General features: G+C 62.0%; 14 protein-coding genes and 1 rRNA gene. 5 read left to right on the forward strand and 10 right to left on the reverse strand.

What is annotated here, in order from left to right; all coding sequences use genetic code 11:
- Positions 1–42: 42 nt before the first annotated feature.
- The gene (locus tag H281_RS0130055; protein WP_020070830.1) at positions 43–3,642 is read right to left on the reverse strand and encodes an indolepyruvate ferredoxin oxidoreductase family protein; all 3,600 of its coding nucleotides are present in this window, start codon (positions 3,640–3,642) and stop codon (positions 43–45) included.
- Positions 3,643–3,989: 347 nt separating this feature from the next.
- Between H281_RS0130055 and H281_RS0130060 the strand changes: the two genes are divergently transcribed.
- The gene (locus H281_RS0130060) at positions 3,990–4,187 is read left to right on the forward strand and encodes a hypothetical protein (protein WP_027805065.1); all 198 of its coding nucleotides are present in this window, start codon (positions 3,990–3,992) and stop codon (positions 4,185–4,187) included.
- Positions 4,188–4,345: 158 nt separating this feature from the next.
- On the opposite strand, the gene hppD is transcribed toward H281_RS0130060, so the two are convergent.
- The gene (gene hppD, locus H281_RS0130065) at positions 4,346–5,443 is read right to left on the reverse strand and encodes a 4-hydroxyphenylpyruvate dioxygenase (protein WP_020070832.1); all 1,098 of its coding nucleotides are present in this window, start codon (positions 5,441–5,443) and stop codon (positions 4,346–4,348) included.
- Positions 5,444–5,615: 172 nt separating this feature from the next.
- On the opposite strand from hppD, the gene H281_RS0130070 reads away from it, so the two are divergent.
- Complete coding sequence (locus H281_RS0130070) at positions 5,616–6,113, forward strand: Lrp/AsnC family transcriptional regulator (RefSeq protein ID WP_020070833.1); 498 nt, start codon at positions 5,616–5,618, stop codon at positions 6,111–6,113.
- 84 nt (positions 6,114–6,197) lie between these two features.
- On the opposite strand, the gene H281_RS0130075 is transcribed toward H281_RS0130070, so the two are convergent.
- The 8 genes from H281_RS0130075 to paaA all read right to left on the reverse strand — a co-directional run bounded on the left by H281_RS0130075 (position 6,198) and on the right by paaA (position 12,475).
- Complete coding sequence (locus H281_RS0130075; protein WP_020070834.1) at positions 6,198–6,866, reverse strand: GNAT family N-acetyltransferase; 669 nt, start codon at positions 6,864–6,866, stop codon at positions 6,198–6,200.
- 238 nt (positions 6,867–7,104) lie between these two features.
- A complete protein-coding gene (locus H281_RS0130080) occupies positions 7,105–7,716 on the reverse strand; it encodes a TetR/AcrR family transcriptional regulator (protein WP_020070835.1) in 612 nt (203 codons plus the stop codon).
- Between the two features lie 9 nt (positions 7,717–7,725).
- The gene (locus tag H281_RS0130085) at positions 7,726–8,541 is read right to left on the reverse strand and encodes a DUF1835 domain-containing protein (RefSeq protein ID WP_020070836.1); all 816 of its coding nucleotides are present in this window, start codon (positions 8,539–8,541) and stop codon (positions 7,726–7,728) included.
- A 141-nt stretch (positions 8,542–8,682) separates the two neighbouring features.
- Complete coding sequence (gene paaE, locus H281_RS0130090) at positions 8,683–9,771, reverse strand: 1,2-phenylacetyl-CoA epoxidase subunit PaaE (RefSeq protein WP_020070837.1); 1,089 nt, start codon at positions 9,769–9,771, stop codon at positions 8,683–8,685.
- Position 9,772: 1 nt separating this feature from the next.
- Positions 9,773–10,324 (reverse strand): 1,2-phenylacetyl-CoA epoxidase subunit PaaD, encoded by a 552-nt coding sequence (gene paaD, locus H281_RS0130095; protein ID WP_020070838.1) that lies wholly within the window; start codon positions 10,322–10,324, stop codon positions 9,773–9,775.
- A 16-nt stretch (positions 10,325–10,340) separates the two neighbouring features.
- Entirely contained in the window at positions 10,341–11,144 is an 804-nt protein-coding gene (gene paaC, locus H281_RS0130100; RefSeq protein ID WP_020070839.1) for a 1,2-phenylacetyl-CoA epoxidase subunit PaaC, read from the reverse strand.
- An 8-nt stretch (positions 11,145–11,152) separates the two neighbouring features.
- Positions 11,153–11,437, reverse strand: coding sequence for a 1,2-phenylacetyl-CoA epoxidase subunit PaaB (paaB, locus tag H281_RS36595; RefSeq protein WP_020070840.1), 285 nt, complete (start codon positions 11,435–11,437; stop codon positions 11,153–11,155).
- 39 nt (positions 11,438–11,476) lie between these two features.
- The gene (paaA, locus tag H281_RS0130110) at positions 11,477–12,475 is read right to left on the reverse strand and encodes a 1,2-phenylacetyl-CoA epoxidase subunit PaaA (RefSeq protein WP_020070841.1); all 999 of its coding nucleotides are present in this window, start codon (positions 12,473–12,475) and stop codon (positions 11,477–11,479) included.
- 213 nt (positions 12,476–12,688) lie between these two features.
- On the opposite strand from paaA, the gene H281_RS0130115 reads away from it, so the two are divergent.
- From H281_RS0130115 to H281_RS35030, 3 genes are all read left to right on the forward strand, one after another.
- Positions 12,689–14,314 carry an NAD(P)/FAD-dependent oxidoreductase gene (locus H281_RS0130115; protein WP_020070842.1) on the forward strand — a complete coding sequence of 542 codons (1,626 nt, stop codon included), beginning with the start codon at positions 12,689–12,691 and terminating at the stop codon, positions 14,312–14,314.
- 135 nt (positions 14,315–14,449) lie between these two features.
- On the forward strand, positions 14,450–15,721 hold the full coding sequence (locus tag H281_RS0130120; protein ID WP_027805066.1) for an SGNH/GDSL hydrolase family protein: 1,272 nt from the start codon (positions 14,450–14,452) through the stop codon (positions 15,719–15,721).
- 451 nt (positions 15,722–16,172) lie between these two features.
- Positions 16,173–16,250, forward strand: a 16S ribosomal RNA gene (locus H281_RS35030); the annotation flags it as partial.

Here is a 16,250-nt window from a genome sequence, read left to right on the forward strand (position 1 = left end):
CGAGTGCGGCGGAGGCCGCGCTCGCCGCAGTCAACACGGCGATCAGGCTGCGTGCTGCGTCGTTCCGGCTTGCGGTGAGCGCCAGCGCGTCAGCAACTCGTTCCACTTCACGCGCACACCCTTCAGGTTGTTCTCCTTGATGTGCCCGAAGCCGCGGATGCCGTCCGGCAGATTCGCGAGTTCCACCGCCAGGTCGCGATTCTGCACGGTCAGCCCGCCGATCAGTTCCCGCACCAGGGCTTCGTACTCGCCGATCAGCGCGCGCTCGGTGCGACGCTCCTCTGTCTTGCCGAACACATCGAGCGCGGTGCCGCGCAGGAACTTGAACTTCGCCAGCACGTGCATTGCGCTGAACACCCAGGGGCCGTACTTCTTCTTGATCAGATGACCGTGGGCGTCCTTTTTGGAGAACATCGGCGGCGCAAGGTGGATATGCAGCTTCCAGTCGCCTTCGAAGCTGGCCTTGAGTTTTTCGATGAACGCAGGATCGCTGTACAGGCGCGCGACCTCGTATTCGTCCTTGTAGGCCATCAGCTTGTGCAGATTCTTCGCGACCGTTTCGGTCAGAGGCAACTGGCCGTCGATCGAATCGAGCGCCGACTCGGCCACCCGCACCTGCGATACGAGCGCGCGGTAACGGTCTGCGTACGCGTCGTTTTGCCATGCGGCCAGGTAAGTCGCGCGTTTGTCGATCAGCGTGTCGAGCGCCTTCGGCGTATGCAGCGAAATGATCTTGCCGCTCGGCGTGTCGGACGCGCCCGCCTGACCTTGCGATTGCGCGTACTTGCGCAGTGCTACCGGATCGTGCGCCGCGCGCCGGCCCCATTCGAATGCCGCGCGGTTCTTCTCGACCTGCACGTTGTTCAGCTCGATAGCTCGCATCAGCGACTGATAGGTCAACGGCACCCAGCCACGTTGCCATGCGTAACCGAGCACGAACGGGTTCGTGTAGATCGCGTCGCCGAGCAAGGCCACTGCGAAATGATTGGCGTCGACTGTATCGACGCATTCGTCGCCCGCGCCCGCGCGAACGTCGGCTTCGGTGCTGCTGCCCGGAAAGCGCCAGTTGGGGTTCTTGATGAGTTCGGCGGTCGGCGTGTGCGCGCTGTTCAGCACGACACGGGTTCGGCCGGCTTGCATCCGCGACACGCATTCGTCGCTGGCGGTGACGATTGCATCGCAACCGATCACGAGACTCGCTTCGCCCATTGCAATGCGCGTGGCGTGGATGTCGCCCGGGTTGTTCGCGATCTGCACGTGGCTCATCACGGCGCCGCCTTTCTGCGCTAGGCCGGTGACGTCGAGCACGGTGACACCTTTGTTCTCCAGATGCGCGGCCATGCCGAGAAGTGCGCCGATTGTCACGACGCCCGTGCCGCCCACGCCTGTCACGAGCACGCCGTAGGGCCGTGCGATCGACGGGAGTGTGGGCTCCGGCACTGGCGGCATAGCGTCAGCGACGATGCCCGACGCCGCTTTCGGCTTGCGCAACTGACCGCCTTCCACGGAAACGAAGCTTGGGCAAAAGCCGTTCACGCAGGAAAAGTCCTTGTTGCACGTGGACTGATTGATCTGGCGCTTCGTGCCATATTCGGTGTCGAGCGGCTCGACTGACAGGCAGTTCGATTTCACGGAGCAGTCGCCGCAACCTTCGCACACCGCTTCGTTGATCACCACGCGGCGCGCCGGGTCCGGATACGCGCCGCGTTTCCTGCGGCGGCGTTTCTCGGTTGCGCAAGTCTGGTCGTAGATCAGAATCGTGGTGCCAGGAATCTCGCGCAACTGGCGCTGCACTTCGTCGAGCTGGTCGCGATGGTGGATGTCGATGCCCGGCGCGAGGCCCACGTTGCCCGAGTATTTTTCAGGCTCGTCCGTCACGATCGCGATTTTCGTCGCGCCTTCGGCGGCCAGCTGATGGGTGATCTGCGGCACGGTCAGCACGCCGTCGACCGGTTGACCGCCCGTCATCGCTACGGCGTCGTTATAGAGCAGCTTGTAAGTAATGTTCGCTTTCGAAGCGATCGCCGCGCGAATTGCCAGCAGGCCGGAGTGGAAATAGGTTCCGTCGCCGAGATTGGCGAACACGTGCTTGTCGTTCGTGAAAGGCGCCTGGCCGATCCACGCGACGCCTTCGCCGCCCATCTGACTGAAGGTGCTCGTGCTGCGATCCATCCACACCGTCATGTAGTGGCAGCCGATGCCGGCCATTGCGCGCGAGCCTTCCGGGACATTGGTCGACGTGTTGTGCGGGCAGCCGGAGCAGAACCACGGCTTGCGCTCGACTTCGACCCGCGGGCGCGCGAGCGCTTTTTCCTTCGCTTCGATCACTGCAATGCGCGCGGCAATCCGGGCGCGGACGTCGGAGGGCAGGTCGAATTTGTCGAGCCGCGTGGCGATCGCCTTTGCGATGATCGCGGGCGATAGTTCGTAATGCGCCGGCAGCAGCCAGTTGCCCATCGGCACTGACCATTCGCCGCCCGCGCCGTCTTTCTCGTCGAACTTGCCGAACACACGCGGACGCTGCGCGTCAGGCCAGTTGTAAAGCTCTTCCTTGATTGCGTATTCGAGAATCTGGCGCTTTTCCTCGACCACGAGAATTTCGTCGAGGCCGCGAGCGAAGGCTTGCGCGCCTTGGGCTTCGAGCGGCCAGACGCAACCCACTTTGTATAGCCGTATGCCGATGCGCGAGCACGTTTCGTCGTCGAGACCCAGGTCGGTCAGCGCTTGACGCACGTCCAGATACGCTTTGCCGCCGGTCATGATGCCAAAGCGCGCATGCGGCGAATCGATTTCGACGCGGTCCAGCTTGTTTGCACGCACGTAGGCGAGCGCCGCGTACCACTTGTAGTCGAGCAGACGCGCTTCCTGCACGAGCGGTGGATCAGGCCAGCGGATGTTCAGACCGCCCTCCGGCATCGCGAAGTCTTCCGGCAGAATGATCTGCGTGCGGTGCGGATCGATGTCGACCGAAGCCGACGACTCGACGACGTCGGTCACGCACTTCATCGCGACCCACAGACCGGAGTAGCGGCTCATCGCCCAGCCATGCAGGCCGAAGTCCAGGTATTCCTGAACGTTCGACGGGAACAGCACCGGCAGGCCGCAGGCCTTGAAGATGTGTTCCGACTGATGTGCGAGCGTTGAAGATTTGGCCGCGTGATCGTCGCCGGCGAGCACCAGCACACCGCCGTGCCGCGACGATCCCGCCGAGTTGCCGTGCTTGAAGACGTCACCCGAACGGTCCACGCCCGGGCCTTTGCCGTACCACATCGAAAACACGCCGTCGTATTTGGCGCTGGGGTACAGATTCACCTGCTGCGAACCCCAAACGGCGGTTGCCGCGAGGTCTTCGTTGACGCCGGGCTGGAACACGACCTGATGTGAGGCGAGATGCTGTTTCGCCTTCCACAGAGATTGGTCGAGGCCGCCGAGCGGCGATCCACGGTAGCCGGAGATGAAGCCGGCGGTATTGAGTCCGGCGGCGCGGTCGCGTTCCTGCTGCAGCATCGGCAGACGTACCAGCGCCTGGATGCCGCTCATGTACGCGCGGCCGCGTTCGAGGGTGTATTTGTCGTCGAGCGTGACGGAAGATAGAGCGGCTTCGAGCGAGGCTCGCTGACCTGCGTCTAGCGGGGCATTCATTATGTGTACTCCTCCACCCAGTTTGGGATCGCCAAAACTTATGGGCCGCGGCATCTTGTGAATGCGTAGGGCCGGGGTCGCCATATTGACTTGTTTTAAGTGATGGTAGCACTGGTAAAAACCCGCCGCAGCGGTCGATCGCGGTGCTGCGACTCGCGACATTGCGCCCGCTTGCGGAAACTTCACCTGACGCTTGAGGGAACCGGTGTAACAAGCTGTAAAAGCTACAATTTCGTGGAACCGCAGCCGACAAGTCTGTCTAACAGCGCACCTGTGAGTAATGTCTGTGTAACGCGCTGCATGTTGTGGCGCTTCAGGACAACAGGGCAGTTAGAAAAGGAGTACGCATGAACACTAGAAATATCCAGACCTTCCTGATGGTGTCGGCCGCATTTTTCGCAATCAGTGCGCCGGTTCGCTCGAACGCGAGCACGGGAGCTCCGTCCAGCGTGATTAGCCGTACGGCAGTCGTTGCGCCCGCGCGCATCGCCATCAATCGCACCGCGCGCGAAAGCGCGTCCGAGAAGAAAGACCAGAATTCCTGACGCGCTGCTAATGCAGCGTATTGCTGGCTGACCCGCCGTCGCTTGAAGTCGAGCGGCGGCAAATACGAAAAGGGCGAGGATCGTACGATCCTCGCCCTTTTCGTTTTATCGGTGCGCAATCTGACTCACGGCCGGTTCACAGCCTCGGCGTCACGAAGTCACGCTTTGTCCTGCACCACGCCGCGGCGAATCTGATCCAGCTCGATCGATTCGAACAGCGCCTTGAAGTTGCCCTCGCCGAAACCCTGATTGCCCTTGCGTTGAATGATCTCGAAGAAGATCGGGCCGATCTGGTTCTCGGTGAAGATTTGCAGCAGCAGGTCGTCCGGCGCGCCGTCGATCAGGATTTTGCGCTTGCGCAATTCGTCGAGCGGTTCACCGTGATTCGGCACGCGGCGATCGACCAGTTCGTAATACGTGTCGATCGTGTCGAGCAGCGAGATGTTCGCCGCTCGCAGACCGTCGACCGTGCGGTAAATGTCGTTGCTGCCGAGCGCAATGTGCTGGATGCCTTCGCCGCGGTAGGCGTCCAGATATTCCTGGATCTGGCCGGACGTTTCCGAACCTTCCTCGTTGATAGGAATGCGGATCTTGCCGCACGGCGACGTCATTGCCTTGGACTTCACGCCCGTTACCTTGCCTTCAATGTCGAAGTAACGCACTTCGCGGAAGTTGAACAGGCGTTCGTAGAACTCAGCCCATTCCTGCATGCGGCCGCGGTGCACGTTGTGCGTGAGGTGGTCGATATACGTCAGGCCGTGACCGACGGGATTAGGATTCGCGCCGGGAATCGGCTCGAAGTCGACGTCGTAGATATCGATATCGCCGACGCTGCCCGGCGCTGCGCCGTTCTTGCCGCGCCAACGGTCGACGAAATAGATCAGCGAATCGCCAATGCCTTTGATCGCGGGAATGTTCAGTTCCATGGGGCCGGTTTTGTTGTCGAAGCCCCATGCGCCTTTTTCGACCGCCTGCCGGTAGGCTTTCCCCGCGTCCTGGACACGGAACGCGATCGCGCAGATCGACGGGCCGTGCAAGCGCGCAAAGCGCTGAGCGAACGAATCCGGCTCACCGTTGACGATGAAGTTAATGTCGCCTTGCCGATATAGCGTCACATCTTTATGGCGATGCCGCGCAACGGCGGTAAAGCCCATCTGCTCGAAAAGCTTGCCCAGCGCCTTCGGATCGGGTGCGGTGTATTCGATGAACTCGAAGCCGTCGGTGCCGACCGGATTTTCCCAAGTTGCAACCTGCATTGTCTGTCTCCATGTCGAGGGCGCGTCGCGCCGGTATCGCGGCTACGGAAGTCCACCGCGACCGAATGACGCAAGTGTAAAGGCGGCTTCGCGGCGAAAACTTGCGAACTTAATCGCGTCGAGCTACGCTCGCGCTATTTTCTAGCTCCAGATGAGGAGCGCGAGGCAGAAAGTGGCCGATATAGAGATAGACGCGATCGACCGGCGTATTCTGGCGATTCTTCAGGAGAACGGCCGGCTGTCCAATCAGGAAATTGCCGAGCGGATCAATCTCTCGCCGAGCCCCTGTTTGCGACGCATACGGCGACTCGAAGAGAGCGGCGTGATCCGCGGCTATGTTGCGTTGCTGGATGCCAAACGCCTGGGCCTCGATCTGCTCGCATATGTCAATGTGCGGTTGGAAAAGCGCGGCGGGCCGGCGCTGAGTCCGCGCGGGGACGCGACGCACGCGGATCTTTTCCGTGCGGCCGTTCAGGCATGGCCGGAGGTGGTGGCTTGTCACGCTATGACTGGCGACATGGACTATCTGCTGCGCGTACAAGTGGAAGACATGGCGCACTTTTCGCGCTTCGTGCAGGACCAGCTGTTGCATCACCCGTCGGTGATTGACGTGAAGACGAGCTTTTCGCTCGAAAAGATCAAGGAGACGACCGCGTTGCCGATCTTGTGAGTCGCGCGTGCAGATCCACCCAGGAAGCAAAAAGGGCAGCCCTGAGGCTGCCCTTTTTCATGTTCGCCCGCTGCGGCCGAACGTTCAGGCTGCGGCGGCTGTCGGCATGAAGCTTTCCAGCAGTTTCGAAGTACGCCGAGCTTGACGTTTGAGCGCGTAGTCAAACACAGCGGCTTGTTCCTGCAGCATCTCCGTAATGATGCTGGTCTGATCTGCCGGCGGCAGCGTCAGATAGGCGTCCGCTTCGCCGTACGCGTACTCGATCTTCATGCCCGCTTTCTTCGCGATGTGCATCATGGTCGAATTGCGCGACAGGCAGTGCATGTACAGCATGGTGACATGCGTGTTGCGGCTGCGAATTGCAGCGCGCTCGAACAGCTTGGAGCCGATACCTTGGCCGCGCACGCTTTCGAGTACGGACACGCCGAACTCCGCCGTACGCTTGTCGCCTTCGGCGGGCAGGTAGGCGAGGTGGCCGACGCCGGTGAGCTGCAGCTGATCGTCGAACACGCCGAATACGGTGTCGCGCGTGAAATCGATGGCGCGCACGTAATTCTCGATAACGTGGTCCGGCACGATTTGCCCAAAGCGCAACAGGCGGTCGTCTTCGTCTAGCGTGAGAAAGTGAGCCAGCAGGCGTTCACGGTCGATCGCAGTGAGTTCACGAACCAGAGCAGGTGCACGACCGGCTGGCAGCGACGCGCGATCGTGCGCGACGATCGGTTCGGCGGCGCGGGGTGTAATCAGGTTCATGGTCAGGTTCTCCTTGTGATCGTGCGGCGTTGTTGCACCGCAAAAACGATTGTAACGGATATGCGAATCCGGCACTAGGGAAAACCCGTACCAACCTTGGAGGTTGTTGTCTAAACTCCGGGTGACTTGATGTTAAGTATCTGAATATTATAAATAAATTAAAAAGAACGAGCGTTCGTGCGTGTTGTCGCACCCACGCAACTTACGCGGATTTCAGTTCGCAGAGCGCTGTCCTACGCTATTTCACGGCCGCCGAGCCCAGCCCGTGATCGACCATCGCCACAACCTGCTCGGCAAATTCCCGGTAGCCCATGCGCCCGCCAGGTTTAAGCCAGGTGAATGTCCAGTTGATCATGCCGAACACCATCATCGTTAGCGCGGTCTGGTTCTCGCGCGTGGCGCGCTCCGGATAAGCGCGCGCCAGCTGCCGCGCGAACGCGGCTACGACATCGCGCTGACGGTTGAGGATCACCTCGCGCTGCGCGTCGACGAGATATTTCACGTCGTTCAGAAGCGCAACATGCCGGCTGTGCGAGGTTTCGTATTCGGAAAGGAAGGCGCGGATCAATTCCGCGAATGTCTCGCGCTCAGTCAGACCGCGACGCTGGCTCGCGCCTTCGACCTCCGCAATGATCAGCATCAGCCGTTTGGTGTAACGGTCGAGCAGATCAAACAGGATCGCTTCCTTGCTCGCGTAGTAGTGATACAGGCGCGCTTTCGACGTGCCGCTCGCCGCGGCGAGATCTGACATCGACGTGCTCGGATAACTCGTCTGCGCGAACTTCGCTGCCGCCAGTTCGAGAATCTGTTCGCGCTGGGTTTCGTGGTCGGGGGCTCGGGTGCGGGCCATGGTGTCTGTTTATTGGTGTGGGCAAGGTGCGAGCGCTGCGCACAGTTCCAGCGTGCGCCATGCGTTGGCGTCGCCGCGCAGCCTGATCCGGCGGGTCGCGGCCATTTCGCGGAAGCGCCAGAGCACGATGCTGTCGCTGACAAGAAACCCCAACTCAGCGGTCATCACCTCGGCGGCCACGCGGGCGGCGGGTCGCCAGTCCGCGGTGACGTGCTCGAGTATCAGCGCGTCGAGATCGGCGAAGCTGCCGCTCGTGAACGTGTTGTCGCGCCAGCGTCGCGTTTCGCCGTTCGCATGTTTCGCTTCCTGCCACTCAAGCGCGAGCCGGCTGATCCGCAAGACGGAAATGGGTGCGGCGTCGGGTAAACGCGCTTGCAAAACGGCCGGCGCGAACATGCCGACGGACGTCGCGCGGTCCCTGCGGCTATGCGCCCAGGCGCCGGCGTCGGTGAGGTCGCGAATCGACAGACGCACTTCGTTCAGGCGCTGCGGATTGTTGCGCAGGTAATAGCACACGCGACGAAGCATCAATTGATCGGATGCGCTTTCGCCATGCCAGACCACCAGGTTTGCGTCTTCGCGCGCAATGGCTTGTAGCGCTGAAGCGTGCTCACGGAACTCGCGAAGGAAGTCGCGCTTCGTGTCGGTGCTCACGCGGTCCCAGAAAGCGGCGCGCACTTCGGGACCGTCGTCGATGCCGCGTAGCGGCCCGACCGCCAGATCGTCGCGCAGTGCGTGCACGCGATCGTTGCGTCCCACTTCGCGCAACGCGGTGCGCAATGATTCTGCGGCGACATCGCCGTTGGTGAGATGGATGGTGCTCATCGGCCGTGAGTGGATTCTTGTTGGGCGATTGCCAAAGGGGCCGCTCGCAAGACGGACTCAACGGTCCGGTTGCAAGCGGCCCCTAGTGTAAGCGGATCGCGGAACGGCTCAAAGCTTCGCGGCATCAAGTCCCAATCACGCTCAACGCTCGTCGTAGCTCACTACCACGCGGTCGCTGACTGGATGGCACTGACACGTCAGCACGAAGCCGTCGCGGATTTCGTGCTCTTCCAGCGTGTAGTTCTTTTCCATCCGCACTTCGCCTTCAACCACTTTGGCGCGGCACGTGCAGCAGACGCCGCCTTTGCATGCATACGGCAACGCAAGGCCGGCGCGCAGACCGACGTCGAGTACGCTCACGCCCTGATACGGCAGACGCAGCTTGCGGCGCTTGCCGTCGAGCACGATTTCGAGGTCGGCAGCGGGCGTGTCTTCGGTGATTTCGACGGGCGGCACGCCCGCCTGGGGTAACGGCGAGCCGAAGCGTTCCACGTGCACCTTTTCGGACGGCACACCCGCAGCTTTCAGCGCGGCTTCGGCGGCGTCCATCATCGGTGCCGGACCGCAGATAAACGCTTCGTCGATGGAATCCGCCGGCACGAGGCTGTCGAGGAATGACTCGCACTTCTGCTGGTCGAGCACGCCGTTGAACAGTTCGACGTCCTGCAAATCGTCCGACAGCACGTGATAGAGCACGAAGCGGTTCATGAAGCGGTTCTTCAGGTCTTCCAGCTCTTCCGCGAACATGATCTGGTCCACGCTGCGGTTGCCGTAGATCAACGTGAAAGTGCTGCGCGGTTCCAACTCGAGCGTCGTCTTGATGATCGCGAGCACCGGCGTGATGCCCGAGCCGCCCGCGAAGGCGACGTACTGCTGGCCGTGATCCGCGTTCAGATGGGTGAAGAAGCGGCCGTCGGGCGTCATGACGTCGATCGTGTGGCCCGGCTGCAAAGTATCGAAAGCGAAGTTCGAAAAGCGTCCGCCGCGCACGCGCTTGATGCCGATGCGCAGTTCTCCGTCCCGGTCGTAGTCGGTGACGCCCACGCAGATCGAATACGACCGGCGCGTTTCCTCTCCGTCGATGTGCGTTTTCAGCGTGACGAACTGGCCCTGCGTGAAGCGATAAAGCTCGCGCAGTTCCACGGGAACTTCGAACGCGACCGAGACGGCGTCGGCGGTCTCTGGCCGCACTTCGCGGATACGCAGCGGATGGAATTGCGGAGTGGCCATATCAGTATGGTTTGAAGTAGTCGAAGGGTTCGCGGCAGTCGATGCAGCGGTACAAGGCTTTGCAAGCGGTCGAGCCGAACTGCGCGAGTCGTTCCGTATGCGCCGAGCCGCACCTTGGGCAGGACGGCGCGGGCAGCGCGCGCGGCACGAAGCGCAGTACTTTTTCCTGTACGCCGGCAGGTCCGGCCGCCGACCCGCAATTGCCCGTGGGCGGCGCAATGCCGTAAGCGCGCAGTTTTTCGCGGGCGTCGGCCGTCATCCAGTCGGTGGTCCATGCGGGCGCGAGGACGGTCGAGATCCGGTACGGTTTGAGTTCCGCGACGTCGAGCGCATGCGCGACGTCTTCCGCGATCTGCGACATTGCCGGGCAACCGGAGTAGGTCGGCGTGATCACGACTTCGAGTGCGCCGTCCTCGGCGCGCCGGACGTCGCGCAATATGCCGAGTTCGCGAATCGACACCACCGGAATCTCCGGATCGGGCACCGCTTCGAGCACGGCCCACGCGCGTTGGACGGATGCGTCGGCTCGTGGCGTCGTAGTCGAGGTCGTCATCGTCGAATGGCCCGTATTACCAGGTGGCGCCGGGATGCTGGCGAGCAAGGCTTTGCATTTCGGCCAGCACGAAGCCCATGTGCTCGGAATGCTCGCCGTGCTTACCGGTCGTGACGTGCTTGACTGCTTCGGGCAGCGTGAGCGTGGCTTGATCGAGCGTCGCGCGAACGTCGTCGAGCCAGGCGGCTTCGAGATCTGCGGTCAGCGGGCCAATGCCTAAGGTGGCGATGGTCTCTTCGACAGGGTCGGTGCTGAAGAACTCACGCGTGTACGGCAACAGATAGTCCAGCGCATCCTGCGCGCGCCGATGCGATTCGTCTGTGCCGTCGCCGAAGCGGATCAGCCATTCACTCGCGTGATGCACGTGATAGCTGGCTTCCTTGATCGACTTCGACGCGATCGCGGCAAGCTGGGCGTCCGTCGATTGCGTGAGCGCCGTCCACAGATGCGCCATCAGCGTGGAGTACAGAAAGTTGCGGACGATCGTGACCGCGTAGTCCTTCTCGACTTGCGCGGTAGCCGACAGCGGACCGCAGTGCGGCAGTTCGGCGAGCGTGTAGTTCGTAAATTCACGCTCGGCGCGAAAGTACGCGTAATCGTCTTCCGTGCGCGTCTTGCCGGTGAGTTGCTGTTCGAGCGAGGCCGCGTGCGTATAAAGCAGGCGCGCCTGGCCGATCAGATCGAGGCTCATGTTCGACAGCGCGATGTCTTCTTCGAGAATCGGGCCGTGGCCGCACCACTCGCTATTGCGCTGACCGAGTACCAGCGCGGTATCCGCGAGGCGCAGCACGTATTGCAGATGTTCAGGCGTGATGTTCATGGCCGCGCTTACATGTGGTTGACTTCGTCGGGAAGCGTGTAGAACGTCGGATGGCGATAGATCTTGTCGCCGGCCGGGTCGAACAGTTCGGGCTTGTCTTGCGGCGCGGACGCCGTGATCGCCGAAGACGGCACGACCCAGATGCTCACGCCTTCCTGACGGCGCGTGTAGACGTCGCGCGCCATGCGCAGCGCCATTTGCGCGTCGGCGGCGTGCAGGCTGCCGCAGTGCTTATGGTCGAGTCCCTGCTTGCTGCGCACGAAGACTTCCCAGATTGGCCATTCCTTGTTCATTCCTGATCTCCTGATTCTTTGCCGGGCGTGCCGCGCTTGTCAGGCGGCGTGCTGTTGTGCGCGCTGGCGCTGCTTTTCGGCGTGGGCGAGGGCGGCTTCGCGGACCCAGGCGCCCTCGTTATGAGCTTTGACGCGGGTGCCGAGACGCTCGCGGTTGCACGGGCCGTCGCCGTTCACGACGCGCCAGAATTCTTCCCAGTCGATGTCGCCGTAGTCGTAATGGCCGCGCGCCTCGTTCCATTTGAGATCGGGGTCGGGCAGCGTGACGCCGAGGACCTTGGCCTGATCGACGGTGGCGTCGACGAATTTCTGGCGAAGGTCGTCGTTCGAAATGCGCTTGATGCCCCATTTCGACGACTGATTGCTATGGATCGAGTCCTTGTCGCTCGGCCCGAACATCATCAGCACCGGCCACCACCAGCGGTTCACCGCCTGCTGGACGAGCTCGCGCTGAGCTTCGGTGCCCGACATCATCGCCATCAACGCGTCGAAACCCTGGCGCTGATGAAACGACTCTTCCTTGCAGATGCGGATCATCGCGCGGGCGTAGGGGCCGTATGTGCAACGGCACAGCGGAATCTGGTTCATGATTGCCGCGCCGTCGACCAGCCAGCCGATCACGCCGACGTCGGCCCACGTGGGCGTTGGGTAATTGAAGATGCTCGAATACTTCGCTTTGCCGGAATGCAGCGCGGCAACCAGCTGGTCGCGCGAGACGCCGAGCGTTTCCGCCGCGCTATATAGATAGAGACCGTGGCCCGCTTCGTCCTGCACTTTGGCGAGCAGGATCGCCTTGCGCTTGAGGCTCGGTGCGCGCGTGATCCAGTTGCCTTCCGGCAGCATGCCGACGATCTCCGAATGCGCATGTTGCGAAATCTGGCGCACCAGGGTCTTGCGGTAAGCCTCGGGCATCCAGTCTTGCGGCTCGATCTTGCCGTCGGCGGCCATCACGGCGTCGAACTGGGTCTGCTCGGGCGACGTCGCGCCAGCGTCCAGCGAAGCGACGTTGCCGGGAATATCCAGGGATTGCGTGTACATGGGGACTCTCTTTGCGGGAGTTGTCTGGTGCGAACAGTATAAACCAACCGACCGGTCGGTTAATAGATTTTTTTGAGACGAGCGGGGCATCGCCACGGCGGCGGCGTAGTCGCGCAAAGACGTTTCGGCGGGCGGCAGGTCCCCGGGCCGACGCTTAACCTATAAAATTGCGAATTGGCCGCGATTCGCGGCCTTCCTGCATCCTCGGTACTCATGTTACGTCTCAGCGAAATCAAACTCCCGCTCGATCACCCCGAGAGCGCGCTCGAAGCCGCCGTCCGCGCGCGCCTCTCGGAACTCGGCGTGCCTGACGACGGGCTCGTCCGCTACACGGTTTTCCGGCGGGCTCACGACGCGCGCAAGCGCGCCGATATCAAGCTCACCTATATAGTCGACGTGGAAGTCGCGGACGAAGCGGCCGCGCTCAAGCGAATCGCCGACGTGCCGCACTGCGGGCTCACACCGGACATGACGTACCGTTTCGTCGCGAAGGCGCCGGCGCAACTCGCGACGCCGCGTCCCGTGGTGATCGGCATGGGGCCTTGCGGACTTTTCGCGGGGCTGATCCTCGCGCAGATGGGATTCCGGCCGATCATTCTCGAACGAGGCAAGGCGGTGCGCGAGCGCACCAAAGACACTTTCGGACTGTGGCGCAAGTCGGTGCTGAATCCGGAATCGAACGTGCAGTTCGGTGAGGGCGGTGCGGGCACTTTCTCCGACGGCAAGCTCTACAGCCAGATCAAGGACCCGAAACACTACGGCCGCAAAGTGCTGGACGAGTTCGTCCGCGCCGGCGCGCCGGAAGACATCCTATACCTGAGCCGGCCCCATATCGGCACGTTCCGTCTGGTGAGCATGGTCGAGAAGATGCGCGCGACCATTCACGAGCTGGGCGGCGAAGTGCGCTTTGAGACGCGCGTGGACGATATCGACATCGACCAGGGGAAAGTGCGCGGGCTGAAGCTGTCAACGGGCGAAACGCTGCGCTGCGATCATGTCGTGCTAGCCGTTGGCCACAGCGCGCGCGATACGTTCCACATGCTGCACGAACGCGGCGTCTATATAGAAGCGAAGCCGTTCTCACTGGGATTCCGGATCGAGCATCCGCAGGGTTTGATCGACCGCAGCCGGTTCGGCAAGTTTGCGGGCCACAAGCAGCTGGGCGCCGCGGACTACAAGGTCGTGCACCACTGCAGCAACGGGCGTGCGGTGTACAGCTTCTGCATGTGCCCGGGCGGTACCGTGGTCGCGGCGACATCCGAGCCCGGACGCGTGGTCACCAATGGCATGAGCCAGTACTCGCGGGCTGAGCGCAATGCGAACGCGGGAATCGTCGTGGGCATTACTCCGGACGATTACCCCGGAGGCCCGCTTGCCGGCATCGCGTTCCAGCGCAAGTGGGAAGAGCGGGCGTTCGAGCTCGGCGGCGGAAACTACATGGCGCCGGGCCAACTGGTCGGCGACTTCATTGCTGGGCGGCCGTCGACGTCGCTGGGTTCCGTGGTGCCGTCTTATAAGCCAGGCGTACATCCCACGGATCTCAGCACGGCTTTGCCGGACTACGTGATCGAGGCAATTCGTGAAGCGCTGCCGCAAATGGACAAGAAGATCGCCGGTTTTGCGATGCACGACGCTGTGTTGACCGGGGTGGAGACGCGGACCTCGTCGCCAATTCGGGTGCGTCGACGGGATGACTACCAGAGCATGAACGTCGAGGGTCTTTATCCGGCCGGAGAGGGCGCAGGTTATGCCGGCGGCATCTATTCGGCCGCGATCGACGGGATCGAAGTCGCCGAGGCGCTTGCTTTGAAGATGACTGGGGCGAAAGCGGCGTCGTAAGTGATTTTGATCGCTGCTGGCTACTGGCAGCTGGCTGCGGGGCGCGCGCTGCGGGGTTGCCGCGGCGACATTGCTCGCCGCGTTGGGCGGTCCGATCGTGCACAATGCCCGTTTTGCTTCGAGCCAGACACCGGAATGACCATTCGTTTTTTCGCCGCCGCATGCGGCGCGGCGCTGCTTTGCCAGTTTGCCGTTTCATCCACTGTCGCTGCCGCCGATGCCCCGGCGCATTGGGTCACCGCGTGGGCTACGGCGCTGCAACCCATTCCGCAGCGGTCCGATTTGCCGCCGCTGTACCGCGCGCCGGAAGTGGCTGGGCGCACTGTCCGTCAGATCGTTTATCCGACGCTGTCCGGAAAGTCTGCGCGAATCCACCTCAGTAACGAGTACGGTAAGACGCCGCTCTTGATCGAGGACCTGCGCATCGCGCGGTCCGCTGGCGGCGCGGCGGCTACCGCAAACGGCGGCGCGCGCGTGACGTTCAATGGAAGGGGCGCCGTGAGCGTACCGCCAGGCCGCGAACTCGACAGCGATCCGATTGCGATGGACATCGACGCGGGCGCCCCATATGCAATCAGCGCGTTCATGGGTCCGGAACAGCGGATCGTGGCATGGCATCGCGTTGCCAACCAGCTCAATTACGTTTCGGCGCCGGGCAACCATGCGGCGGACTCGGGCGCGGAGGCGTTTCGCGCGCGCTTCACTCAATATGTATGGGCGACGGCGTTGTCGGTGGACGCGGTACCTGAAGCGACCGCAATTGCGGCGATCGGCGATTCGATCACAGACGGCATGCGCTCCAGCCTGAACCAGAATCGGCGATGGCCCGACGTTTTCGCCCGCCGGTTGGCCACTTCGGGGAACCGGTCGACGGCGGTGGTTAATTTGGGCATCAGCGGCAACCGGTTGCTGAACGATTCGCCCTGCTATGGCGACGCGCTAATGACGCGCTTTGGCCGCGACGTGCTCGAGCGGCCGGGCGTCAAGGCAGTCGTTGTGCTGATCGGCATCAACGATATCAATTTCGCGGCAATGCCGGCACGCAGCGGTCTTGATTGCGACTTCCCGCATGCTTCGGTGACGGCGGCCGACCTGATTGCGGGCTACCAGCGGGTGATTGCAGCGGCGCGACACGCGGGAGTAAAGGTGTTCGGCGGAACATTGACGCCCGCGTCGCTCCCACCGCAGCGGGAAAGTATTCGCCTTGCGGTGAACGAATGGATCCGGTCGAGCCATGCTTTCGACGGCGTAGTCGATTTCGACGCCGCGCTGCGCGATGCGGCGCAACCGGATCGTCTTCAGGGCAAGTTTGATAGCGGCGATCACATCCATCCAAGCGACGCCGGGTACGCTGCCATGGCCGGCGCGGTGCCTGTCGAGGCGCTAGTAAATTCGACGCGCAAATAAGTCCGCCGAAAAGCTATCGCCACCCTTGCCATGAGGCTGTGAGTGACCTATGATTCGCCTCCTCATTTGCGAACGAGGGCCGCGGCGGAAACCAGCGGCGGTTGAGTCAACAAGGTTTTAAGCGAAAGCGAAAAAAACTAGTTGACGAAACAGAAGAGAGTCTTCATAATCTCGTTTCTCTGCTGCAGATGCAGCGACGCAGAACGAAGCGGTGCCGGTGGTGGTAGGAAGGCAGCGCGGAGTGAGCGGATCGATCTTTAAAAACTAACAGCCGATAAGTGTGGGCGCTTGATGCGCGACGCGGTGGATCTCCGGATTCACATAAAGCGAAAGTATCAAGTCTCACACAGTAATGAAAGGAAGGTTTGGTCATCGAGAGATGGTTGAACACTTCGTCAGTACGTTGAGTGAGCGACCGGTTGGTAAAACAACCGAAAACAGTAACAGGTTTGAACTGAAGAGTTTGATCCTGGCTCAGATTGAACGCTGGCGGCATGCCTTACACATGCAAGTCGAACGGCAGCACGGG

The organism is Paraburkholderia caledonica (genome assembly GCF_000383275.1).
In the GTDB taxonomy this organism is placed as follows: Bacteria; Pseudomonadota; Gammaproteobacteria; order Burkholderiales; family Burkholderiaceae; genus Paraburkholderia; species Paraburkholderia caledonica.